The sequence below is a fragment of the Micromonospora sp. NBC_00821 genome (assembly GCF_036347035.1).
Taxonomy (GTDB): Bacteria; Actinomycetota; Actinomycetes; order Mycobacteriales; family Micromonosporaceae; genus Micromonospora; species Micromonospora hortensis.
In genome coordinates this window covers 158214-180403 of sequence record NZ_CP108880.1, presented here as the reverse complement: position 1 = coordinate 180403, position 22190 = coordinate 158214, and the positions used below count along the sequence as shown (strand labels likewise).

Annotated in this window: 18 protein-coding genes; 11 read left to right on the top strand and 7 right to left on the bottom strand. The window is 68.8% G+C overall.

The annotated features are described in order from the left end of the window. Positions 1-108: 108 nt before the first annotated feature. Both OHB44_RS00860 and OHB44_RS00855 read right to left on the bottom strand, forming a co-directional pair. Positions 109-1632: a flotillin family protein gene (locus tag OHB44_RS00860; protein WP_266304110.1), complete on the bottom strand. Its 1524-nt coding sequence runs from the start codon at positions 1630-1632 to the stop codon at positions 109-111. Between the two features lie 28 nt (positions 1633-1660). Continuing rightward, positions 1661-2218 carry a hypothetical protein gene (locus OHB44_RS00855; protein ID WP_372488438.1) on the bottom strand — a complete coding sequence of 186 codons (558 nt, stop codon included), beginning with the start codon at positions 2216-2218 and terminating at the stop codon, positions 1661-1663. Between the two features lie 98 nt (positions 2219-2316). Between OHB44_RS00855 and OHB44_RS00850 the strand changes: the two genes are divergently transcribed. The 3 genes from OHB44_RS00850 to OHB44_RS00840 all read left to right on the top strand — a co-directional run bounded on the left by OHB44_RS00850 (position 2317) and on the right by OHB44_RS00840 (position 3584). Continuing rightward, positions 2317-2796: a methylated-DNA--[protein]-cysteine S-methyltransferase gene (locus OHB44_RS00850; RefSeq protein WP_238687620.1), complete on the top strand. Its 480-nt coding sequence runs from the start codon at positions 2317-2319 to the stop codon at positions 2794-2796. 198 nt (positions 2797-2994) lie between these two features. Further along, positions 2995-3201, top strand: coding sequence for a ribbon-helix-helix protein, CopG family (locus OHB44_RS00845; RefSeq protein WP_238687619.1), 207 nt, complete (start codon positions 2995-2997; stop codon positions 3199-3201). 38 nt (positions 3202-3239) lie between these two features. Continuing rightward, positions 3240-3584, top strand: coding sequence for a hypothetical protein (locus tag OHB44_RS00840; protein WP_238687618.1), 345 nt, complete (start codon positions 3240-3242; stop codon positions 3582-3584). 62 nt (positions 3585-3646) lie between these two features. Here the strand turns inward: OHB44_RS00840 and OHB44_RS00835 are convergent, their stop codons facing one another. Then, a complete protein-coding gene (locus tag OHB44_RS00835; protein ID WP_238687617.1) occupies positions 3647-4726 on the bottom strand; it encodes an inositol-3-phosphate synthase in 1080 nt (359 codons plus the stop codon). Positions 4727-4749: 23 nt separating this feature from the next. After that, positions 4750-5388 carry a PadR family transcriptional regulator gene (locus tag OHB44_RS00830; RefSeq protein WP_030331823.1) on the bottom strand — a complete coding sequence of 213 codons (639 nt, stop codon included), beginning with the start codon at positions 5386-5388 and terminating at the stop codon, positions 4750-4752. Positions 5389-5563: 175 nt separating this feature from the next. Here OHB44_RS00830 and OHB44_RS00825 point away from each other — a divergent pair, with 175 nt between their 5' ends. From OHB44_RS00825 to OHB44_RS00810, 3 genes are all read left to right on the top strand, one after another. Next, positions 5564-6013, top strand: a complete 450-nt coding sequence (locus OHB44_RS00825; protein WP_030487681.1) for a DUF5318 domain-containing protein — start codon at positions 5564-5566, stop codon at positions 6011-6013. 197 nt (positions 6014-6210) lie between these two features. Further along, positions 6211-9138 carry a transglycosylase domain-containing protein gene (locus OHB44_RS00815; protein ID WP_442932646.1) on the top strand — a complete coding sequence of 976 codons (2928 nt, stop codon included), beginning with the start codon at positions 6211-6213 and terminating at the stop codon, positions 9136-9138. Positions 9139-9268: 130 nt separating this feature from the next. Next, positions 9269-10777: a glycosyltransferase family 87 protein gene (locus tag OHB44_RS00810; RefSeq protein ID WP_238687614.1), complete on the top strand. Its 1509-nt coding sequence runs from the start codon at positions 9269-9271 to the stop codon at positions 10775-10777. Positions 10778-10896: 119 nt separating this feature from the next. On the opposite strand, the gene OHB44_RS00805 is transcribed toward OHB44_RS00810, so the two are convergent. Continuing rightward, on the bottom strand, positions 10897-12957 hold the full coding sequence (locus OHB44_RS00805) for a hypothetical protein (protein ID WP_330439368.1): 2061 nt from the start codon (positions 12955-12957) through the stop codon (positions 10897-10899). After that, positions 12954-13745, bottom strand: coding sequence for a deoxyribonuclease IV (locus OHB44_RS00800; protein ID WP_238687612.1), 792 nt, complete (start codon positions 13743-13745; stop codon positions 12954-12956). The genes OHB44_RS00805 and OHB44_RS00800 overlap by 4 nt, the downstream gene beginning before the upstream one ends. A 626-nt stretch (positions 13746-14371) precedes the next feature. Here OHB44_RS00800 and rpsF point away from each other — a divergent pair. The 4 genes from rpsF to rplI all read left to right on the top strand — a co-directional run bounded on the left by rpsF (position 14372) and on the right by rplI (position 16027). Continuing rightward, entirely contained in the window at positions 14372-14662 is a 291-nt protein-coding gene (gene rpsF, locus OHB44_RS00795; RefSeq protein WP_036391391.1) for a 30S ribosomal protein S6, read from the top strand. Between the two features lie 80 nt (positions 14663-14742). Then, positions 14743-15285, top strand: coding sequence for a single-stranded DNA-binding protein (locus tag OHB44_RS00790; protein WP_238687929.1), 543 nt, complete (start codon positions 14743-14745; stop codon positions 15283-15285). Continuing rightward, the gene (rpsR, locus tag OHB44_RS00785; RefSeq protein ID WP_051723758.1) at positions 15285-15566 is read left to right on the top strand and encodes a 30S ribosomal protein S18; all 282 of its coding nucleotides are present in this window, start codon (positions 15285-15287) and stop codon (positions 15564-15566) included. The genes OHB44_RS00790 and rpsR overlap by 1 nt, the downstream gene beginning before the upstream one ends. Positions 15567-15580: 14 nt before the next feature. Further along, positions 15581-16027 (top strand): 50S ribosomal protein L9, encoded by a 447-nt coding sequence (gene rplI, locus OHB44_RS00780; RefSeq protein ID WP_030487689.1) that lies wholly within the window; start codon positions 15581-15583, stop codon positions 16025-16027. 112 nt (positions 16028-16139) lie between these two features. Here the strand turns inward: rplI and OHB44_RS00775 are convergent, their stop codons facing one another. Further along, entirely contained in the window at positions 16140-17693 is a 1554-nt protein-coding gene (locus OHB44_RS00775; RefSeq protein ID WP_238687611.1) for a hypothetical protein, read from the bottom strand. Between the two features lie 203 nt (positions 17694-17896). Between OHB44_RS00775 and OHB44_RS00770 the strand changes: the two genes are divergently transcribed. Next, positions 17897-22189 (top strand): replicative DNA helicase, encoded by a 4293-nt coding sequence (locus OHB44_RS00770; protein ID WP_330439366.1) that lies wholly within the window; start codon positions 17897-17899, stop codon positions 22187-22189. Position 22190: the final 1 nt, after the last annotated feature.

Below are 22190 nucleotides of genomic sequence, written 5' to 3'. Positions count from 1 at the left end.
CGGCGCCCGCCGGCACCCCTCCCTCGGGAGGCGGTGCCGGCGGGCGCCGGTCGTTCGTGGGTCATCCGGTGCCGACCAGAGCCCTGACGCTCGGCCGGTCCCTCGGGCTCAGCGCGAGACGGTGCTGCCGTCCACCGTGTCGACCCCGGTGGCCGGAGCGGTGGCGTCGGTCCGTCCGGCACCCAGCCGTGCCAGCAGGCCGGGCAGGTCGATCCCGGTGAGATCGCTGCCGAGCTGTAGGCCCTGGGCCACGTTGCCGGCCACCGACTTCGTGAGCGACGACGCGCCGTCGGTGGAGATGACCGTCATCTTGTCGATCGCTCCGATCGGCGCGCTGGCCGCCTCGACGACCTGCGGCAGCACCTTGACCAGCAGGTCCAGCACGGCCGCCTCTCCGTACGCGGCGAACGCCTCGGCCTTGCGCGCCATCGCGTCGGCCTCGGCCTCACCCTTGGCGAGGATGGCCGCGGCCTCGGCCTGGCCTTCCCGCTCCACGGCCTCGGCGATGGCGGAGCGTCGCCGCTGCTCGGCCTCACCCTCCTTGGCACCCTCGATGGCGTTGGCCTCGGCGAGCGCGGCCCGTCGGGCCCGCTCACCCTCACCGGTGAGGCGGGCCTGCTCGGCGGAGGCCTGCGCGGCGGCGATGACGGACTGACGCTGCGCGTCGGCGTGCAGCACCGCCGCTGCTCGGGACGCCTCGGCCTCCTGCTCCACCTTGTACCGGGCCGCGTCGGCCGGCTTGCGAACCTCGGTGTCGAGCTGGCGCTGCTTGAGTTCGGCGTTGCGCTCGGCCACCTTCTGCTGTTCGGAGAGGATCGCCTGGTCCCGCTCGGCCTGGGCGAGCGGTCCGGCCGCCGCGGACTTCGCTTTCGCCGCGTCGATCTCGGCCTGGATGCCGGCCTGCTTGAGGGCCAGGTTGCGGTTGGCCTCGGCGATGGCCTCCTCGGCGAGCAGCCGCTCCTGCTCGGCCTGCTGCCGGGCCCGGGCCTCGGCGATCGCCGCGTCCTTGAGCACCCGGGCGGCCTCGGGGCGGCCCAGGTCCTGAAGGTAGGAGCCTTCGGCGAGGATGTCCTGGAGCTGGAAGGTGTCCAACACCAGACCCTGGTTGGTCATCGAGTGTTCGGCCTCCTCGGCGACCGCGCTGGCGAACGCCGCCCGGTCCCGGATGACCTCCTCGACGGTGAGCCGGCCGACGATCGAGCGCAGCGCGCCGGCCAGCACCTCCCTGGTGAAGTTGTCGATCTCGTCCTGCTGGTGCAGGAACCGTTGTGCGGCGGCCCGGATCGCGTCCTCGGTGCCGCCGACCTTGACGATCGCCACACCGTGCAGGTCGGCGCGGATGCCCTGCTTGCTGACAGCGCCCCGGATGCCGACGTCGATCCGCCGGCTGGACAGGTCGAGCGACTGCAGCTTCTGCACCACCGGCAGCACGAAGACCGAGGCGCCCAGCACGACCTTCTGCCCGGAGTTGTCGGTGGACCGCCCACCGTCGGCAGTCTGGGTGGTGCGGCCCTTGCGACCGGTGACGATGAACGCCTCGTTCGGGCCGGCCACCTTGATCCGGGAGAGCACGAAGAACACCAGGATGAGCGCGAGGAGGACCGCGCCACCGATGGCGATGAGTAGGGCCATATGAGGAGTCCCGTCTATGAGGGGGAGATCAGTAGGTCTCTACGTGCACGCTGGTGTCGCTGAGCGCCTGCACGACGAAGACCTGGGCGCCGAGCGGGATCGGCTGGTCCGCGCGGGCGCTGAGCTTGACCGGTTGGCCGGCGAGGCGAATGCGGACCTCGCCGTACCCATTGGCCGGCACCGGGGTGACGACCAGGCCGAGCGCGCCGACCAGGTCGTCGCGGGTGGGGGTGGGGTCGGTGCGCATGTTCCGCGCCGCCCGACCCAGCCGGGACGCCAACCAGCCGGTGGGAACGGCTGCGAGCACGCCGCCGGCCACCGCCCCGACGACCATGCCGGGTGTACGAGCACCGAGTAGTTCGTTGACGATGGCCGCGCCGAACCCGAACGCCCCGGCGAAGCCGGCGACCGTCTCGATCGAGATCGGCCCGTCCACGTCGGCGTGCCCGAACTGGAACAGCTCGGTGCCGAGCAGGGCGAGCGCGAGCACACCGATGCCCGCCCCGCCGATGATCAGAAAGATGAGCGTTCCCGTTGCCACGACCTTGACGGTATCGACGCCGCGCAACGCCGAACGCCCTGGCAGGGCGTGAAGATGATCTACCGATGCGGGTCGGGAGTGACGCTCGGCCCGAGGCTGGTGGCCGGGCCGGCGAGAGAGTCCGCGTGGGGGAGAATAGGTGGATGCGCTGGGCCGTGCTCGACTCACCGATCGGTGAGTTCTCCGTCGCCACCGACGGCACGAGCGTCCGCGGTGCCCATTTCGGCCGGCTCGAGGGTGCCACCAACGAGCCCGGCGACGCGCTGTCCCGGCAGGCCTTCGACGAGCTGCGGGCGTACTTCGCCGGCGAGCTGACCGCGTTCACCGTCCCGGTTTCGGTGCCGCGCGGCTCCGACTTCGAGCGCGCTGTGTGGCGGGAGATGACGCGGATCCCCTACGGGGAGACGCTGACGTACGGCGAGGTGGCGCGCCTGGTCGGCGATCCCGGAGCGGCACGGGCGGTGGGAGTGGCCTGCAACCGCAACCCGGTCCCGGTGATCGTGCCCTGTCACCGGATCGTCGGCGCGGGCGGCAAGCTGGTCGGCTTCGGTGGGGGCCTGCCCCGCAAGGTCAAGCTGCTGGAGTTGGAGGCCGGGGTCGCCCTGCGACACGCCTGGTCCTGACCCCGTCGGATGCTTCGCGGCGGATGGACATGTGATGGCTGTTGCACATTTCGATACCCCGTCCTCCGTGTCTGACTTTCACGCTCTGCCGTTGATCGGTGCGCGGCTTGCCAGCGGCAACCGAGATCAACGAATGAGGAGGTAGAGGCAGTGCCAAGCGTGGTTGACGTGCCACCGGAGGAGCTATACAAAAGTGGTATGGCCTTTACCCTGACGCTCAAGCCTGAAGTCGAACAGCGCCTCAAGGAGCTTGCCGAGGCCGAGCAGCGGTCCATGCACAAGACCGTCGAGGTGGCGATCCAGGCATATCTGGACCGCCGCGAGCGCGACGAGTGGACCCGTGGGGCGGTCAAGCGGGTGGAGGAGCGCAACGCGGAGTTCTACGAAATGCTCGGCGACCGGTGAGGCACCGCTGGCCGGACGCGGAGGATCTACTGCTCCTGATGGCACAAAGCACCGGCCCACACACGGTCGTGCGCGACGGTGGCATCCTTTTCGCGGCTGCCGCCCGGCCACACGCCCATCTACTCAATGGTCCCGTCTATCCGACAACCCTGGATCAGGCTGCCGCGTTGCTCCACGGGATCATGCTCTGGCGTCCGCTTGACTTGTGGAACGCCGGGCTCGCCTGGAGGGCTGCGGACGTCCGTTTCGAACAGGCTGGGCTGATCCTCAACATGCCCGCGAAGGAGCGGATGGCAGTGACCGACGCGCTGGTCAGTGGCGAGGTCGACTCGATCGACGAGCTGGCGCTGCGGCTGTCGCCGTACCTGGAGATGTCGAGCTGAACGCGGCGAAGGGCCGGGTCCGCACGGACCCGGCCCTTCCACGTGCGTGATGATTCAGCGCGTCAGCGCGTGACCTCACCGGCGATGAACTCCTCGACGGCCTGGTGGGCGTCGTGGTCGGCGTACTGCACCGGCGGGGACTTCATGAAGTACGACGAGGCCGACAGGATCGGGCCGCCGATCTTCCGGTCCAGGGCGATCTTCGCGGCCCGGACCGCGTCGATGATGACGCCGGCCGAGTTCGGCGAGTCCCACACCTCGAGCTTGAGCTCGGCGTTGAGGGGGGTGTCACCGAACGAGCGGCCCTCCAGGCGGATGTACGCCCACTTGCGGTCGTCCAGCCACGGCACGTGGTCCGACGGGCCGATGTGCACGTCGCTCTTGCTCATCTCGTGCGGGATCTGCGAGGTGACCGACTGGGTCTTCGAGATCTTCTTCGAGACCAGCCGCTTGCGCTCCAGCATGTTCATGAAGTCCATGTTGCCGCCGAAGTTGAGCTGGTACGTGCGCAGCAGCTCGACGCCGCGGTCCTCGAAGAGCTTCGCGAGGGCGCGGTGCACGATGGTGGCGCCGACCTGGCTCTTGATGTCGTCACCGACGATCGGCAGGCCCGCGTCCTCGAACTTCTTGGCCCACTCGGGGTCGGAGGCGATGAAGACCGGCAGGGCGTTGACGAACGCGCAGCCGGCGTCGATCGCGGCCTGGGCGTAGAACTTGGCGGCCTGCTCGGAGCCGACCGGGAGGTAGCAGACGACGACGTCGACCCGCGCGTCGCGCAGCGCCTGCGTCACGTCGACCGGGGTGGCGTCGGACTCCTCGACGATCTCGCGGTAGTACTGGCCCAGACCGTCGAAGGTCGGACCGCGCTGCACGCTGACGCCGGTCGGCGGCACGTCGCAGAGCTTGATGGTGTTGTTCTCGCTGGCGACGATCGCCTCCGCGAGGTCCATGCCCACCTTCTTGGCGTCCACGTCGAATGCCGCGACGAACTCCACGGCGTTGACGTGGTAGTCGCCGAAGGCGACGTGCATGAGACCCGGGACGCGGTCGTTCGGGTTGGCGTTCCGGTAGTACTCGACGCCCTGAACCAGGGACGAGGCGCAGTTACCCACACCGACGATGGCGACGCGGACGGAGCCCATAGCGTCTGCCTCCTTCTTTTCTGTCACGGCCGCTCATTCCTGGTCTCTCCAGGCGGAGGCGGGCTGTTGTCTTCTCGTCGGCCGCCGGCTGTCCCGATGTTCGGGACCGTCGGGGCTCGGCCGGAGCGCTCGTTGGCGATGAGCTCCTCCAGCCAGCGGACCTCGCGCTCACAGGCATCAAGGCCGTGGCGCTGCAGTTCCAGCGTGTAAGCGTCGAGGCGCTCGGCCGCCCGGCCCAGCACGTCGCGAAGCCCTTCGCGACGCTCCTCGATCTTGCGGCGGCGACCCTCCAGAATGCGCAGTCGGGTCGCCTGGTCGGTTCGGGCGAAGAACGCGAAGTGCACCCCGAAGCCCGTGTCGTCGTACGTCTCGGGTCCGGCTTGTGCGATCAGCTGGGCGAAGCGTTCCTTGCCTTCCGCGGTGATTTTGTAGACCACCCGACCTCGTCGGCTGGTCAGCGCGGGAACCTCCTCGGCAGTGGCGGGTGTCTCAGCAGCTTCGGTGATCCATCCCGCCGCCTGCAGCCTGCGTAGCGTGGGATAGAGCGAGCCGTAGCTGATCGCCGCCCGGATCGCGCCGAGTTTGGCGGTCAGCTCCTTGCGCAGCTCATAGCCGTGCATCGGAGACTCCTGCAGGAGGCCGAGGATGGCGAACTCGAGCACTGGCCACCCTCTCTTTACCCTCCGGCGTGGAGCGGTAACCGCCGCGATGTATCGGACCGATACATCGCACGTTAGCGGTTCGCGTGGGCCAGGGCAAACCCCCGCACCGAGATGCTGTCGTCACGGATTGTGAGCGTGGTCGCCTGCTCCGGTCGGACCGCGTACCCTTCTCCGCATGCGTACGCAGCGCCAGGTCGTCGACTACTCGCTTCAGAAGCGAGCAGTGCTGCGTGAGCTCCTGGCCGGCCGGGTCGGCACATACGACGTCTGCGACGCGTCGCCGTACCTGAAGAACGCCGCTCGGTTCCACGGAGAGCCGACGGACCGGCGCTGCCCGATCTGCCGCAGCGAAAACCTGACCCTGGTCCACTACATTTACGGTGACGAACTCAAGCAGTCCGCCGGCCAGGCTCGGACACTGACCGAGTTGCCAGTGCTGGCGATGACGCTGCGTGAGTTTCAGGTCTTCGTGGTGGAGGTGTGCCTCGGTTGTGACTGGAACCATCTCGTCGAGCAGTACCTGCTCGGCCGGGACGGTCTCACCGGCGACAGCGACGGCACGAGCGAGCAGGACGCGGCGGGCGCCGAAGGCGCCGGTCGGCGGAGGCGAGAGGCGCAACGGTGATCTCAGCTGGTTGGACCGGCCCCGGGGCCGTAGACGAAACCCGGGACGGTCAACCGCTTGTTGGCCCGATTGGCCCGATTGATACGACAATGACCCCGCTCGCTCGGCACCCCCGTGCCGGCAGCCGGGGTGAAGCAACTCACGGCAACCCGGTGGCGGCGCAGTCGCGCCCCACCGCGACCGGCAGGGTGTGAGGAATGAACTCGTACGGTGATCCCAGTTCTGCGCGCGGGCGGGCCCAGTACTCGGGTCCGGACGGTGACCCCGGACCGGGCGCGGACGACGCGTACCGCCGGCCCGGCGGTGACTCCGGCGGGAGCGGCTGGTCAGCCTCGGAGGGCGGCGCGGCAACCCCGGGCCGTGCCTCGGTGACGCCCCGGGCGACCGGCGGTCGCGCCACGGTCGGCGGTTCGGCCTCGGTGCCGCCGCGTGGCAGCGCGGCGGCCGGGTCCGCCTCGGTGGGTTCGGCAGCCAACGGCAGGGCCGGTCGGGCCTCGGTGCCGGTGTCGCCGGCACCGGGTGTGGCCGCTGGCCGTGCTGGCGCCGGTCGGGCCTCCGTGCCCGTCTCTCCCGCGCCGGGTGCGCCAGCAGGTCGGGCCTCGGTCGGTGCCGCCGCCGTCGGTGCGGCCTCGGTCGGCAGCGCCTCAGCAGGCCGGGCCAGCGTCGGCTCCGCGTCGGTCGGTGGTCGTGCGGCGGTCGCCCGAGCGAGCGTCTCACCGGTCTCCGGTGGACCGGGCGGCCCTGGGGGACCCGGTGGTCCGGGTGGTCCCGGTCGGGGCGGCCGTGGTCCGGGTGACTCGGGCGCGGCGCGGGCGAAGAAGCGCAAGCGAATGAACCTGCTGATCGCCGGGTTCGCCGTCTTCATCATGCTCGCCGGAATCGGCGTGGTCGGGTTCACCTACTACTCGACGAGCGTCGTGCTCCCGGACGAGATCACCCCGCCGCAGGCGACCACCCTGTACGCCTTCGACAACAAGACGATCATCGCCAAGGTGGGCGATCAGAACCGAACCCTGGTCACCATCGACCAGATTCCGGAGTACGTGCAGAACGCGGTTGCCGCAGCCGAGGACCGGAACTTCTACCGCCACTCCGGTGTGGACTACAAGGGCATTGCCCGCGCCGGCTGGAACAACCTCTCCGGCGGCGACAAGCAGGGCGCCTCGACCATCACCCAGCAGTACGCGCGTAACGCCTACGACAACCTGAAGGACGACACGTACGCCCGGAAGGTGAAGGAGGCGATCTTCGCCTCCAAGCTCAACGACGAGTACACGAAGCCGCAGATCATGCAGCACTACCTCAACGTGATCTACTTCGGCCGGGGCGCCTACGGCATCGAGGCTGCGGCGCAGACCTACTTCGGCAAGTCGGTGGGCAAGCTCAATCCGGCCGAGGGTGCCGTCCTCGCGGCTCTGATCAAGCAGCCAGAACCCAGCTCCACCCACCAGGGGTACGACCCGGCGATCAATCCGACAGCGGCCCAGGATCGCTGGACCTACGTGATCGAGGGCATGGTCAAGGAGGGCTGGCTCGGTGTGCCCGGCAAGGAACCGCGTCCTGCTGAGTACCCGATAAAGGCCATCAAGGCCCCGAAGAAGGGCGGCATCGGCGTCGACTTCGGCGTCGACACCCCGTACGGCAATGTCATCAACTACGTCCGGCAGGAGATGCGGGACAGGGGCATCTGCGTCGAGAAGGACACGGAGGTGACAGATACCAAGCCGCTGTGTTCCCAGGCGCTGATGGCCGGCGGTTATCGGATCCGCACCACTGTGGACACCAAGATGCAGGCGGCGGCGGTCGAGACGGCCCAGCGCAAGTCCAAGGGCTCCGAGTTGGCTGATCAGCCGTCCAACCTCATGGCCGCGGTGGTGGCGATCGACCCCACAAACGGTCGGGTCGTCGCGTACTACGGCGGTGACAACGGCACCGGCACCGACTACGCCGGCAAGAACACCGACTCCAGTGGCACGATCAGCGGCGGTCACTCGCCAGGTTCAAGCTTCAAGATCTACACCCTGGCGGCGGCGCTCAAGGAGAAGAAGGCGCTCGAGTCCCGGTGGAAGGGCAGGGCCTTCAAGCCGGAAGGCACCGAGTTCAAGGTCAGCAACGCGGGCGACGACAACCCCGACTGCGGTAACTCCTGCACCCTCAAGGTGTCCACCCTCAAGTCCCTGAACGTGCCGTTCTACTACGTCACCGAGGAGATCGGCGCGGACAAGGTCGTCGACATGGCCAAGCAGGCCGGCGTCACCACCATGTGGCGCACGGACACCAACCCGGCCAAGGCCTACGACCTGACCAAGACCGACCCGAAGGACATCACGCCGGAGCCGTTCTTCAACGTCGTCGGTTACGGCCAGTACCCGATCACCGTGCTGGACCACGCCAACGGCGTCGCCACCTTCGCCAACGGGGGCGTCTACAACAAGGCCCACTTCCTCTACTCGGTGGAGAAGCAGAACCCGAACACCGGTAAGTGGGACAAGATCTACAGCGAGAAGCTCGACTCGAAGCGGCGAATCGACAAGGGCGTCGTGGACGACGTGACGTCCGTGCTGAAGGACTACCCGGCCGCCGTCAACCACCGGCTCGACGACGGTCGCAAGGCGGCCTCCAAGACCGGTACCTGGGAGCTCAAGGGCGACAGCAGGGACAACGGCGACGCCTGGATGGTCGGTTACACGCCGCAGTTGGCCACCGCAGTGTGGGTGGGCAACGTGCGAGACCGGAAGCCGCTCATCCTCAAGGACAAGCGGAAGGTCAGTGGTGGAAACCTCCCAGGCGACATCTGGGAGCGGTTCATGGACGAGGCGCTGAAGGGCAAGCCCAAGGTCGACTTCCCGCCGGCCCAGAACGTCGGCGATCCGGATTCCGGAAACGGTGAAGCCCCGCCGCCCCCGCCGCCGCCACCCAACCCGGGGGGTCAGCCCGGCCAGGGCACCCCCTGTAACCCGCTGATCGACATCTTCTGCAACCCTGGGGGCAACAACCCTGGCGGTAACCCTGGGGGCAACCCCGGCGGTAACCCCGGCGGCAATCCAGGAGGCAATCCCGGCGGCGGCGGAACCGGTGGTGGCGGCGGAGGCCTGTTACCCGGGCTGCCACCCAACCGAGACTGACCCGCACCAGCACACGACGACACCGCCGCCGGCCGGACGACCTGTCCCGGGCCGGCGGCGGCGTTTTCGTACCCCGAACTCCGCGCCGCGCCGGGACGGGCACCCCTGTCGTACGGCAGGATGCCTCTTCATGAGCACCCAGTCGACGCCCGGCATCGACGACGCCGGAACCACCGATCACCCGTCCCGCTCCGACGGGTTCGTCCGCGGCGTCTCCAGCGTCATCGGCGGACCGCTCGGCGACCACGCGACAGCGCTGGACCGGCCGGCCGGTGGGGAGCGTCGCTTCTGGACCCCCGTGCGGATCGTGCTGGCGCTGGTGTGCCTCACACTCGCGCTGCACTGGGTGCAGAAATCGCCCTGCCAGAACGGCGCCTGGCAGAACAACGTCCAGTACACCCGGTTCTGCTACACCGACGTCCTTGCCCTCTACTACGCCGAAGGGCTCAATGAGGGCAAGGTGCCCTACCGCGACCACCCGGTCGAGTACCCGGTGCTGACCGGCTATTTCATGGGCGCGCTGGGCCTGCCGGTGCACGCCATCGGTGAGGGCGACCCGAGCATCAACCAGGTCCAGTGGTTCTACAACCTCAACGCGCTGGTGCTGGGTGCGCTCGCGGTGGCCACGGTGGGGGTGATCCTGGCGTTGCGCCGCCGACGACCCTGGGACGCGGCGCTGTTCGCACTCGCCCCGGCGTTGGTGCTCACCGCCACAGTCAACTGGGACCTGCTCGCCATCGGGCTGGCCGCCTTCGGCCTCCTGGCCTGGGCCCGAAAACGACCGGCGGCGGCCGGCGTGCTGCTCGGGCTCGCCGGCGCGGCGAAGCTCTGGCCGTTGTTCCTGCTCGGGCCGATCCTCATCCTCGCGCTGCGAGCCGACCGGATACGTGCCGCGCTCATTGCCATCGGGACGGCGATCGCGGCCGTGGTGCTGGTGAACCTGCCGGCCGCAAGGGCGTACCCGGAGAACTGGGACCGGTTCTTCGAGCTGAACACCACCCGACCGATCGACTGGGGCACGCTCTGGTACATCGGTCGCTACCTGGACGGCAAAGTCGGCAACGACCCCGCCAAGCTCGGCCCGTTCGAGTGGCTCAACGCCAACATCCCCACCCTCAACACCATCTCGTACGCGCTGTTCGGGCTTGCCTGCCTCGGTGTCGCGGTGCTGGCGCTGCGGGCGCCGCGCCGACCGCGGCTGGGTCAGCTCGCCTTCCTGGTGGTCGCCGCGTTCCTCATCTTCAGCAAGGTCTGGTCGCAGCAGTTCGTGCTCTGGCTGCTCCCGCTGGTGGTGCTGGCCCGACCGAAGTGGGGCGCGTTCCTGGCCTGGCAGATCGCCGAGGTCTGCTACTTCGTCGCCTTCTACGGGGAACTGCTCGGCGCGGCAACCAGCCGTCCGGTCTTCCCGGAAGGGGTGTTCGTGCTGGCCTCGACGCTGCGACTGGCCACCGTGGTGGTGCTCTGCGTCTTCGTCGTCAAGGAGATCCTGCACCCCGAGCAGGACGCGGTGCGGGCCACCTACCCGGACGACCCGGACGGTGGCGTTCTCGACGGCGCTCCGGACGCCCCCTGGATAGACCGCTGGCGCCGCACCACGACGACCAGCGAACAAGCACCGGTACCGGTGCCCACGACCTGACCCTAAGGCCACCGCGGCCGGCACCACGTCAGGGTTTTCGGGGGAGCCCCGCCCGGCGCAGGGATCAAGCCTGACCGCCCGGAGCCGGGTGGGCTCCCCCGAAAACCCGCCCTAAAGCTTCACAGGCGATAGACGACGGCGTCGCCGACCTCCTGCCGGCTGATGCCGAGCGACTCGACGGGCGCGTCGATGTTGATCTCCCATGGTGTGCCGGCCACCTGACCGCGCAGCAACACCACTGTGCGAACGCCGAGCGTGCGCAGGTAGTCGACGCTCGTCTGGTCCGGGAACGACTGGCTCACCCGACGGACGTCGTCGAGCTGGCGCGGCGTGAAGCCGCTACCGCCGTTGACCACGTCGGGGAACCCGCTGGTCGACCAGAGCATCACGTGCTGGTCCAGGCTCTGATTGCTGGGCAGCACCAACAGCGGACCCTCCGCCGAACGCATCGCCGCCGGCTGGGTCGGCACCACCGGGTGTGGGGTGGTGTTCAGGCCCTCGACGGTGACCAGCAGCAACGGCAGCAGGGTGGCCATCCGCAGCCACGGCCCCGGCCACGACGGGATCCGTTGCGCGGTCAACTCGCGGACCCGGTCGGTGAGCGCGGTGACCGCGCCCGCCGCGAGCAGGCCGAGCAACAACGTGGTCCAGAGCATCAACCGCCCGGGGGTACGCAGCCCGCTCCAACCCGGCAGATGCTCGAAGAGGGGCACGTAGGTGAAGGTGCCGTCGAAGAAACGGGTGCCCATGGCGAAGGCCATCGTCACCAGCACCCCGGCGAGCAGCAGCAGCCGGTGCCGCAGCCGCCACACCGAGAAGAGCAACCCGCCCGCGGCGAGCGCGTAGAGCACGAAGCCCGGCAGCAGGGTCATCTCCGGGTGCCACGGCAGCGCTGCCCGGGCGCCCTCGTGCAGCCCACCCCAGATCCGCGACTCCCCGGGCGCCGTCACGAAGCCCGACGCCGGTGGCGAGAAGAGGCTGATGTCGCCGACGGTGCGCTCGGCGTACGGGTGCAGCTCGGTCACCTTGAAGAACGGGAACGCCATCAGCAGACCGACACCGGCGAACAACACCCCGCCGAGCACGTCGGCGACGAACAACCGGCGACCGAACGGAACGGCCTGCCCGGTGCGCAACCGCCGCGCGATGAACAGGACGGCGGCAACCAGCACCGCGCCGGCCAGGAAGTACGCGAAGGGCAGCCCGATGCCGAAGCCGAGGCTGAGTTGCCAGGCCGCCACCAGCCAACCGGCGTAGACCCAACCGTCATGCCGGCGCTCCGGCCGGTAGCCGTGTCGGAGGGACCACCCGTGCCCGCGCGCCAACATCGCCAGCGCCAGCGGAATGCCACCGTTGGAGAGCACGTGCAGGTGCCCGGCCTGGGCCAGCAGCCACGGCGCGTAGGTGTAGCTCACCCCCGCGACGGCCGCACCGATCCGGCCGGCCCCGAGCTGTCGGGCCAGCGCGTACGCCCCGAGCGTCGCGAGCGCGTGCGCCAGCACGAACATGATGTTGTAGCGCAGCACGGCGTCCTCGGGACCGCTGCCGAGCATTCCGGCCGGGGCGTACCCGAGCAGAGTGTCGGAGAACGCGAAGCTCCACAGCTCGGGGAAGAACGTGTTGGACTGCCACAGCCGTGCTGGCTCGGCCAGCAGGATGTGCCCCGACCAGGCCATCTGCCAGGCTTGCAGGCTCGGGTCCCAGTAGTCCTGAGGGAGGGTGTAGCGCGGATAGCGCAGCGTCGGCCAGGTCATCAACACGGCCAGTGCCAACGAGCCGAGGGCGGCCAGGGTCCATTCGTGGATCAGGAACCGACCGACCGCCCGGCCCACCCGACTGAAGATGGAGGGCTTCGGCTCAGGGGCGGAGGCGAATGCCTCCCAACGCTCCGGGCCGACCGGCTTCACCTCGCTGTCGGCCTTATCCGTACCGTCGGTTTCGTCCGCCTTTGCGCCCTTGGCCGGGTCGCTGTCCTTGGCCGGGTCGCTGCCCTTGACCGCGTCGGTCCCCTTGGCAGTGCTGTCGCTGGCCGCGGTGGCGCCCTCGGCGGCATCCTGCTTGTTCGCGGCGTTCTGCTGGGTGGGGGTGCCGGCCGCGGCTGTGGTGGCGGCTTGGCTCTCGGCGGTCGCGCCGGTGGGGTTGGGCCGGGCGTTGCCGGTCCCGGGCTGTCCGCTCGTCATGCCGTCGGGCTCTTCGCTCCGAGCTGCTCACGCAGGAAGTCGATGTCGGCCGCCTGGCCGGTCACACCGCCCGGTGTCTCGACGACCACCGGCGCGCCGGCTGCCCGGATCACCGCCACCACAAGCTCCGGGTCGATCGTCCCGCCGTCCAGGTTGTCGTGACGGTCCTGGCCCGAGTTGAACGCGCCCTTGGAGTTGTTGGCGTGCACCAGGTCGATCCGCCCGGTGATCGCCTTGACCCGGTCGACCAGGCCGAGCAGCTCCTCGCCGCCCGCGTACGCGTGGCAGGTGTCCAGGCAGAAGCCGACCTCGTACTCACCGATGGCGTCCCAGAGTCGGGCGAGCGCGTCCAGCCGCCGGGCGCAGGAGTTGTCGCCGCCGGCGGTGTTCTCGATCAGGACCGGTACGCCGAAGCCGCCGGAGTCCGCCGCGTACGCGAACGTCTTGCGCCAGTTGTCGAAGCCGACGGCCAGGTCGTCGCCGGCGTTGACGTGCCCACCGTGGACGATCAGGCCCTTGGCGCCGATGGCGGTGGCCGCGTTGGCGTGCCCGAGCAGCAGCTTGCGGCTCGGGATCCGGATGCGGTTGTTGAGCGTGGCCACGTTGATGACGTACGGCGCGTGCACGTAGAGGTCGACCTCGGCGGCGCGTAGCCGCTCGGCATCTTCGCGAGGCTTGGGCGCCTTCCAACCCTGTGGGTCGGCGAGGAAGAACTGCACGGTCTCGGCGGACCGGGCGGCCGCCTCCGCCAGCGGGTCGGTCGAGTCGACGTGGGCTCCGATACGCATGCGAGCGAGCCTACGTCGCGCCCCCGACCGGCGGAGCGACGGTCGGGGCGGTGTCGCGTCACCGGAGGGACCGACGATCGTTGATGGGTTTGAACCGGCGACCACTCCCGGTTTCGCCAGCGGCGCGAGCGTCGCACGGCGACCGACGGTCGACGGCCGACAGCGAGGTCACCCCCGCGGCGCGGCCCGGCGCAGCGGGGGCGACCCCCATCGCACAGCGGATACCGAGCGACGACGAATCTCCGAAAATTGTGCTTTTCCCCCCGACAAGGTACGAGTGCTGTTGTATCGTCAGATAACAACACGATAAAGCTCCGCGGGGCGTCTTCGGTCCAACCTCATCGGTGTGGTCGTTCCTCCCCAGGTCCCACCCAAGGAATGCGGACCGGACGCCCCGCGGCCTCGTAGACGGGGGTCCACCACCGGCCAATTGACGGTCGGACGGTGGGCCCCCGTCGGCTCGTCTGGGTCTGGACCCGACCACCCCGGGCATGATCGTTGGGACCGGGTATCCTGGTCAGGTTGTCCGCGTCCGGCCGGGTTCCCTCGGCGCGTGCGGACGACGACACAAGACCTCCTGCCACGGAAGGACCGTGGCCGCTTAGCCCACAGGAGGTGAGCACGTCTTGCGTCACTACGAACTAATGGTCATCCTCGACTCCAGCCTCGAGGAGCGCACCGTCGCACCGTCGCTCGACACGTACCTGAACGTGATTCGGACCGCGGGTGGCTCGGTTGAGAAGACCGACGTGTGGGGCCGTCGGCGCCTCGCGTACGAGATCAACAAAAAGGCCGAAGGCATCTACGCCGTCATCGACCTGCAGGCCACGCCTGCTGCGGTGGCCGAGCTGGACCGTCAGCTCCGGCTCAACGAGTCCGTGCTGCGCACCAAGGTCATCCGACCGGAAATGCGCTAGAGCATCCAACCCCGGTTCGTCCGGATCAGCCTCCGCGACTCTGTCGTACGGCTCTGCGAGCCTGTACGACGAGACGCTGAGTGCGCGAGGAGATGGTCATGGCAGGAGACACCACCATCACGGTCATCGGCAATCTGACCGATGACCCCGAGTTGCGGTTCACCCCCTCCGGGGCTGCGGTCGCCAAGTTCCGAGTCGCTTCGACGCCCCGTTTCATGGACAAGGCGTCGAACGAATGGAAGGACGGCGAGCCGCTGTTCCTCGCATGCACCGTGTGGCGGCAGGCTGCCGAGCACGTCGCCGAGTCGCTGCAGCGTGGCGCTCGGGTGATCGTGTCGGGCCGGCTGCGTCAGCGGTCGTACGAGACCCGCGAGGGTGAGAAGCGCACTGTCATCGAGCTTGAGGTCGACGAGATCGGCCCGTCGCTGCGCTACGCCACGGCGAAGGTGCAGAAGATGTCCCGCTCCGGCGGTGGCGGCGGCGGCTTCGGTGGCGGCGGTGGCGGTGGCGGTGGCAACCAGGGCGGCGGCGGAGGCAACTTCGACGACCCCTGGGCTTCGGCTGCTCCTTCTCCCGCGCGTGCCGGTTCGGGCGCCAATTTTGACGAGGAGCCACCGTTCTAATGGCGCCTAGCGCTCGCGATCGCAAACCAGGAGCACGTGCAACGGCCAAGGCTGCGGCACTGCGCAAGCCCAAGAAGAAGGTGAACCCGCTCGACAAGGACGGGATCGCCTACATCGATTACAAGGACACCGCGCTGCTGCGCAAGTTCATCTCCGATCGCGGCAAGATCCGCGCTCGTCGGGTGACCGGCGTGACCTCGCAGCAGCAGCGGCAGATCGCCCGTGCGGTCAAGAACGCCCGTGAGATGGCGCTCCTGCCATACACGGCCACCACCCGCTGAGAGGAGGCACCGATATGAAGATCATCCTGACTCAGGAAGTGTCCGGCCTCGGTGCCCCGGGCGACATCGTCGAGGTCAAGAACGGCTACGGCCGTAACTACCTGCTGCCGCAGGGCTTCGCGATCGTCTGGACCAAGGGCGCGGAAAAGCAGGTCACGGTCATCAAGCGGGCCCGTGGGGCCCGCGAGATCCGCGACCTCGACCACGCCAACGAGGTCAAGGCTCAGCTCGAGGGTCTCAAGGTCAACCTGAAGGTCCGCGCCGGCGACGGCGGACGGCTCTTCGGCTCGGTCACTCCGGCCGAGATCGTCGACGCCGTCAAGGCCGCCAGCGGCCCGGTCCTCGATCGTCGCCGGCTGGAGGTACCCGGTCACATCAAGTCGATCGGCGCCTACCCGGTGAAGATCAAGCTGCACCCTGAGGTGACCGCGTCGTTCAACCTGAACGTCGTTCAGGGCTGACGTCCGCAACACCACCACGAGGGCCCGCACCGAGCAATCGGTGCGGGCCCTCGTGCGTACATCGTCCGACCCGGCACAGCCCGGCACGATGGTCCGGCGGCTCGCAGCCGGGTCACCCGATGGGCTGGCCCGTCACCGCGCTGATCAGCACAGTGGAGAGGCCACCGCCCACGACTGCGGCGGCAACCGCGATGGTGGCCGAGCGCCACGTCGTACCCACCCGCCGCAGCAGCGCCGCCACCACCAGACTGCTCACCAGCGCCAAACCGAAGCGCGGCGAACCAGCCAGTAGTGACTCCAGTGCCCGGGACCGGGCGGACTCACACCCGCCCCCGCTGATGTCGGTCACACAACCAGCCGGCGCCTGGCTGTCCAGCGTCAACAGCCAAACGAAGATCAGCATCGCCGGCACCAGGTAACAGGCCGCCGTGTACAGCAGAGGCCGGACGGACCCACCCGGATCCGGGTCCAGCAGGTCGTCCTCCAGACGCCGCGCCCAGGCACCAGTGGCCGCCGACTCGACCCGCCGACGTACCGACGCCGTTCCCACCGCCGGCCGGTCCGCCCGACGCCGGGGCGTACCCGCACGCGGTGCGCCCGAACGCGGCGCGGGCGCGCTGCGCGGCCGTGGGGCGGTGTATCCCACCACCGGCGACCGGGGCGCCGACGTCGTCGGATCCATCCAACGCGGGTCGTCATCGGCCAACCGGGTGCCGGACCAGAACCCGTCTTCCCGGCTCGGCCACCCCTCGGCCGCCACCGGACGATCGGAGCGTGGCGCCACCGTACGGTCCCACTGGTCGTCCTCGATCGCGGACCGCTCCCACTGGCCAGTGCGGTCCGACCGTTCCCAGCCACCGACGCTCTCCACCGCCGACCACTGCCCGCTCAGGTCCCCGCCGTCCGCGCCGGCCGTCGGCGGCCACGCGTGCACGCCAGAGGCGTCCCACGGGTCCACCGCAGGCGGGTACGACGGTTCGGGCTCCGCCGCCCGGTCCGATCCGCGGGCCCACGGGTCGGCCGCCGGACGGGACCAGGACTCCTCCGCCGCACGGCGGCTACGCCGGCTGGGACGGCTCGGCTCCTGATCCGGTACCTGCTCGCTCGGGGCGGACTCCGGCTCCCCGCCCGACCAGATCACCTGCGGGCGGCCAACGGGCGCGCGGCGGGGACGCCGGTCCGAGACAGCGCCGGAGACCGGCTCGTCCTCCCCGGCGTCGGCCCGCCGGCGGCCGGAGTACCCCTGGTCCTGTGGACGGTCGAGCGTCCACTCCCGGGTGTGGTCCGAGTCTGGCGCCGGGCCGATCGCTGCCTGCTCCCGCCGACGCGGCTCGCTGCCCCGCCGCCGACCACTCGACGACTCGGCGGACCGTCGGCCTGCCCCGGAGATCGGCCGCTCGGGCTCGTCCTCGTCGTCGTCCGGTGCCGCGTGGCGACCACCGCCGTCCGCGTGCCGGACCCCTGACTCCAGCGCCCACCGGGGCAGGTAGGCGTCGACAGGCTCGTCCTGGCCGCGGTCCAACGCACGCCGCCGGCTGGAGGTGCGGTAGCGCCCGTCCTCGTCGTACGGATCAACCGGAACGGACGCCGCGCGCTCACCCCACGAGGCGGTTGGCTGGCGCTCGCGCGGGCTGCCATCGCCGCGTCCCCAGTCCCGGTAATTCACGGCCGGAGTGTGACCCTTCTGAACCGAAAGCGGAATCCGCTGTCCAGGTGTAGCCGTTCGCTGGAGATAGTACGGGACGATCGTGTCACAGGCCCGACCGAAATATTCTCCTCCACAGGCTGGGGAGCATGTCTTCGCAGGTCAACGGCTTATAGCCGAGAATTCCCCAATGGTTATCCACAGGCTGTGCACACGCTGCGCACATGCTGTCCACCGGGATCCACAGGTTGTCCCGAGGCTCGTCCACCGGCGTTGTTGAGTCTCTGACCTCGGGGTCCGTATGGTTGGCCCTCGACCGCCGGCGATGGCCCCCGATCGACCGGCCCGGTCGGACGGAAGTGTCGTACCCCAGCGGTAGAGCTGGGGTTGGATCCGGCGCAGTGGAGGGGGGACCCGTGTCGGTCACCGACGACATGCGGGCAGAGCCGCGCTCCGGCGGAGGCCAGTCACCCGCACAGCGGGATGGCCAGTTCGACAAGACCCCGCCACAGGACGTCGCGGCCGAGCAGTGCGTCATCGGCGGCATGCTGCTCTCCAAGGACGCCATCGCCGACGTCGTCGAGATCCTCAAGACCAACGACTTCTACCGGCCGGTGCACGCCACCATCTTCGACGTCATCCTCGACATCTACGGTCGGGGTGAGCCGGCCGACTCGATCACCGTCGCGGCGGCGCTCGCCGACTCCGGGGATCTGGTACGCATCGGTGGCGCGCCGTACCTGCACACGCTCATCGCCAGCGTGCCCACCGCCGCCAACGCCGCGTACTACGCCCGCATCGTCAGCGAGCGGGCGGTGCTACGCCGACTGGTCGAGGCCGGCACGAAGATCGTGCAGCTGGGCTACGGCACCGCCAGTGGCGGCAGCCGTGACGTGGACGACGTCGTCGACCTCGCCCAGCAGGCCGTGTACGACGTCACCGAACGGCGGGTCAGCGAGGACTTCGCGATCCTGGCCGACATGCTGCAGCCGACGCTGGACGAGATCGAGGCGGTGGGGGCGACCGGCGGCATGATGACCGGCGTCCCGACCGGCTTCAGCGACCTGGACCGACTGCTCAACGGCCTGCACGCCGGACAGTTGATCATCGTGGCCGGAAGGCCGGGTTTGGGCAAGGCGCTCGCGCTCGACACCCCACTGCCGACCCCGGATGGCTGGACCACCATGGGCGAGGTCAAGGCGGGTGATCAGCTGCTGGCTGCGGACGGCTCTCCGACCACTGTCACACACGCCTTCGACGTGATGCACGACCGTCCCTGCTACGAGGTCGAGTTCTCGGACGGCACCGTCATAGTGGCGGACGCTGAGCACCTGTGGAAGACGACCACGCGGGCGATCCGGCGGCAGGAACCGGCGCGGCAGAGGCGGCACTGGCCCGAATCGTCGCTGGCCAACGTGCGTGCGGCACACGAGCGGCTGAGCTCTCTGGGGAACCAGCCGATCACGCTCTTCGACACGATCGAGCAGGTTGGGCCGGAGTTCCGGCATGTCCTGCACACCGTCGCCCGCGAGGTCGGGTCGGTTGGTCGGATCAGCCGTCCCATAGTCCGCAACGGCAAGCCACAGAACTGGACTGCACCGGGCTATCCTGCCGGTCCGCTTCTGGGCAGGCTTCTTCGACGAGCCGAGCGGGAGGTCAATGCCGGCAGCCGGGCCGACCACGACGGCGTTGTCACCACCGCCCAGATCGCGGCCACGCTGCGTACTGACACCGCCCAGCGACGGCTCAACCATGCCGTACGCAACTGCGCTCCCATCCAACTCCCGGACCGTGAGCTGCTGGTCCCGCCCTACACCTTGGGAACATGGCTCGGTGACGGGCACAGCGACGCCAGCCGCTTCACCACGGCAGATCCGGAGATGGTCGCGCACGTCGAGGCGGACGGCTTCGTCGTGCGGCCCAGCGGGCCGATGGTCTACACGATTCTGCTGCCGCCCGCGTCCGCTGCTCCGGGAAACGGTGTCTGCGGGGACTGCGGCGTTTCCACCAGGGCATTGCGTGAAAATCCGGCGACGAGGAAGTGTGCCGACTGCCGTCACCGGAACGGTTCATTCCTCGCGCTGTTGCGTCAGGTCGGGGTAGCGGGAAACAAGCACATCCCGGGCGTCTACCTGCGCGCCTCGGAGGCTCAACGCAGGGCGTTGCTCGCTGGGCTGATGGACACCGATGGGACCGTCGCCCCCTCCGGCAACTTGCAGTACACGTCGACCTCGAAGCGGCTGGCTAATGACGTACGCGAACTCGTCGTCAGCCTCGGCTACCGCTGCACGGTCAACGCGAAGCCGGTGCGCGGCCGCACCTCCGAGTCGTCGATCGCGTACACGCTGAACTTCTCCACCCCGGACGTCATCTTCCGGCTCAGGCGGAAGCAGGATGCACACACCGAACGCCGCCGCACCACCTCCGACGTTCGAACGACCTCGCGGTTCATCGTCGACGTCCGGCCGGTCCCCAGCGTTCCGGTGCGGTGCGTGACAGTCGATAACGACGAACACCTGTACCTGGCCAGCCGGGCGATGATCCCTACCCACAACAGCACGGCCAGCATGGACTTTGCCCGAAACGCTGCTATTCGCGCCAACCAGGCGGCTGCGATCTTCTCGCTGGAAATGAGCAAGGTCGAGATCGTCATGCGACTGCTGTCCGCCGAGGCGCGGGTGCCGCTGCACGTGCTGCGCAGCGGGCAGCTCTCCGACGACGACTGGACCAAGCTGGCCCGGTGCATGGGTGAGATCAGCGAGGCGCCGCTCTTCGTCGACGACACGCCGAGCATGAACCTGATGGAGATCCGGGCCAAGGCTCGGCGGCTCAAGCAGCGGCACGATCTCAAGATGATCGTGGTCGACTATCTCCAGCTGATGACCTCGCCGAAGCGCACCGAGAGCCGTCAGCAGGAGGTCGCGGACCTGTCCCGTGGCCTGAAGCTGTTGGCCAAGGAGGTCGAGTGCCCGGTGATCGCGGTCAGTCAGCTGAACCGTGGCCCCGAGCAGCGCACCGACAAGCGACCCCAGCTGTCCGATCTTCGTGAGTCGGGCTGCCTTACTGCGGAGACCCGAGTGGTACGCGCGGATGACAACACCGAGATCACGCTCGGTGAGCTGTTGTCCAGCGGTGCAAAGGACATCCCGGTCTGGGCGTTGGACGAGAGCCTTCGCTATACGCCTCGCACCATGACTCACGTTTTCCCGAGCGGCACCCGCGAGGTGTTCCGGCTGACCCTCGCGTCGGGCAAGCAGATCGACGCAACAGGGAATCATCCCTTCCTTGCGTTCACCGGCTGGTTGCCACTCGGTGAGTTGTCGCCCGGAGACCGCATCGCTACGCCGCGACACCTACCGCCTCCAATGGTCACCCGCCCGTGGGTCGACGCCGAGGTGGTCATGTTGGCGCACCTGTTGGGCGACGGGTCCTTCGTGCGGCACCAACCCATCCGGTACGCGAGTTGTGATGAGCTGAACCTGCAGGCCGTGACCGAAGCAGCGAAGCACTTCGGGATTTCCGCCGTCCGCGACGACTATGCGGCTGCGAGGGTGACAACCCTCCGCCTGCCAGCGCCCTATCCTCTGGCTCGCGGTCGGCGTAACCCGATCGCGTCTTGGTTGGACGAGTTGGGCCTCTTCGGTCTGAGGTCACACGAGAAGTTCCTCCCTTCTGCCGTCTTCAGCCTGCCCAAGGAACAGATCACCAGCTTCTTGCGGCACCTCTGGGCCACGGACGGTTCGGTGACCGTCAACGGCACGGGCCGCGGAGGGCGCGTCTATTTCGCGTCCACGAGCCGACGAATGCTCGAGGACATCTCTCGACTGCTCCTCAGGTACGGCATTACAGCCCGGCTGCGGGCCGTACCAGTCGTGGGACATCGCCCTCAGTACACGCTCGACATCTCCGGTCGGGACGACCAGTTGAGGTTCCTGCGCGAGATTGGCGTCTACGGGCAGCGCTCGGAGGGCTGCGCTGCTCTGCTTGCTGCTCTGGAGTCGACGGAGAGCAACACCAACGTTGACACCGTGCCGCGCGAGGTGTGGACCAGGGTAAAGGAAATCTTGGTCGAGCAAGGGATGACCCACCGTGAGTTCGCGGCTGCCATCGGCACCCAGTTCTGTGGCAGCGCCCTCTGGAAGCGCGCGCCCAGTCGTTCCCGGCTGGCGGCGATCGCCACCGTCCTCAATGCGGCCGACCTCGACTTGCACGCGACCAACGACATCTTCTGGGACTCGATAGTGTCCATCGAGTCGCTCGGTGAACAAGAAGTGTTCGACGCGACTGTGCTCGGGAAGCACAACTTCATCGCCAATGGCATCGCTACCCACAACTCGATCGAGCAAGATGCCGATGTTGTTATCCTTCTGCACCGCGACGACTACTACGACAAGGAGTCGCCGCGGGCCGGGGAGGCGGATTTTATTGTTGCCAAGCATCGAAATGGACCCACCGACACCGTGACCGTCGCGGCGCAGCTGCACCTGTCCCGCTTCGTCGACATGGCCATCGGCTGAC

Bases quoted from the DNA above. Each gene is read 5' to 3' on its own strand.
- OHB44_RS00860 (WP_266304110.1), bottom strand. From the start codon at position 1,632: ATGGCCCTACTCATCGCCATCGGTGGCGCGGTCCTCCTCGCGCTCATC.
- OHB44_RS00850 (WP_238687620.1), top strand. From the start codon at position 2,317: ATGCGCTGGGCCGTGCTCGACTCACCGATCGGTGAGTTCTCCGTCGCC.
- OHB44_RS00845 (WP_238687619.1), top strand. From the start codon at position 2,995: ATGGCCTTTACCCTGACGCTCAAGCCTGAAGTCGAACAGCGCCTCAAG.
- OHB44_RS00840 (WP_238687618.1), top strand. From the start codon at position 3,240: ATGGCACAAAGCACCGGCCCACACACGGTCGTGCGCGACGGTGGCATC.
- OHB44_RS00835 (WP_238687617.1), bottom strand. From the start codon at position 4,726: ATGGGCTCCGTCCGCGTCGCCATCGTCGGTGTGGGTAACTGCGCCTCG.
- OHB44_RS00825 (WP_030487681.1), top strand. From the start codon at position 5,564: ATGCGTACGCAGCGCCAGGTCGTCGACTACTCGCTTCAGAAGCGAGCA.
- OHB44_RS00815 (WP_442932646.1), top strand. From the start codon at position 6,211: ATGAACTCGTACGGTGATCCCAGTTCTGCGCGCGGGCGGGCCCAGTAC.
- OHB44_RS00810 (WP_238687614.1), top strand. From the start codon at position 9,269: ATGAGCACCCAGTCGACGCCCGGCATCGACGACGCCGGAACCACCGAT.
- OHB44_RS00805 (WP_330439368.1), bottom strand. From the start codon at position 12,957: ATGACGAGCGGACAGCCCGGGACCGGCAACGCCCGGCCCAACCCCACC.
- OHB44_RS00800 (WP_238687612.1), bottom strand. From the start codon at position 13,745: ATGCGTATCGGAGCCCACGTCGACTCGACCGACCCGCTGGCGGAGGCG.
- rpsR (WP_051723758.1), top strand. From the start codon at position 15,285: ATGGCGCCTAGCGCTCGCGATCGCAAACCAGGAGCACGTGCAACGGCC.
- rplI (WP_030487689.1), top strand. From the start codon at position 15,581: ATGAAGATCATCCTGACTCAGGAAGTGTCCGGCCTCGGTGCCCCGGGC.
- OHB44_RS00770 (WP_330439366.1), top strand. From the start codon at position 17,897: ATGCTGTCCACCGGGATCCACAGGTTGTCCCGAGGCTCGTCCACCGGC.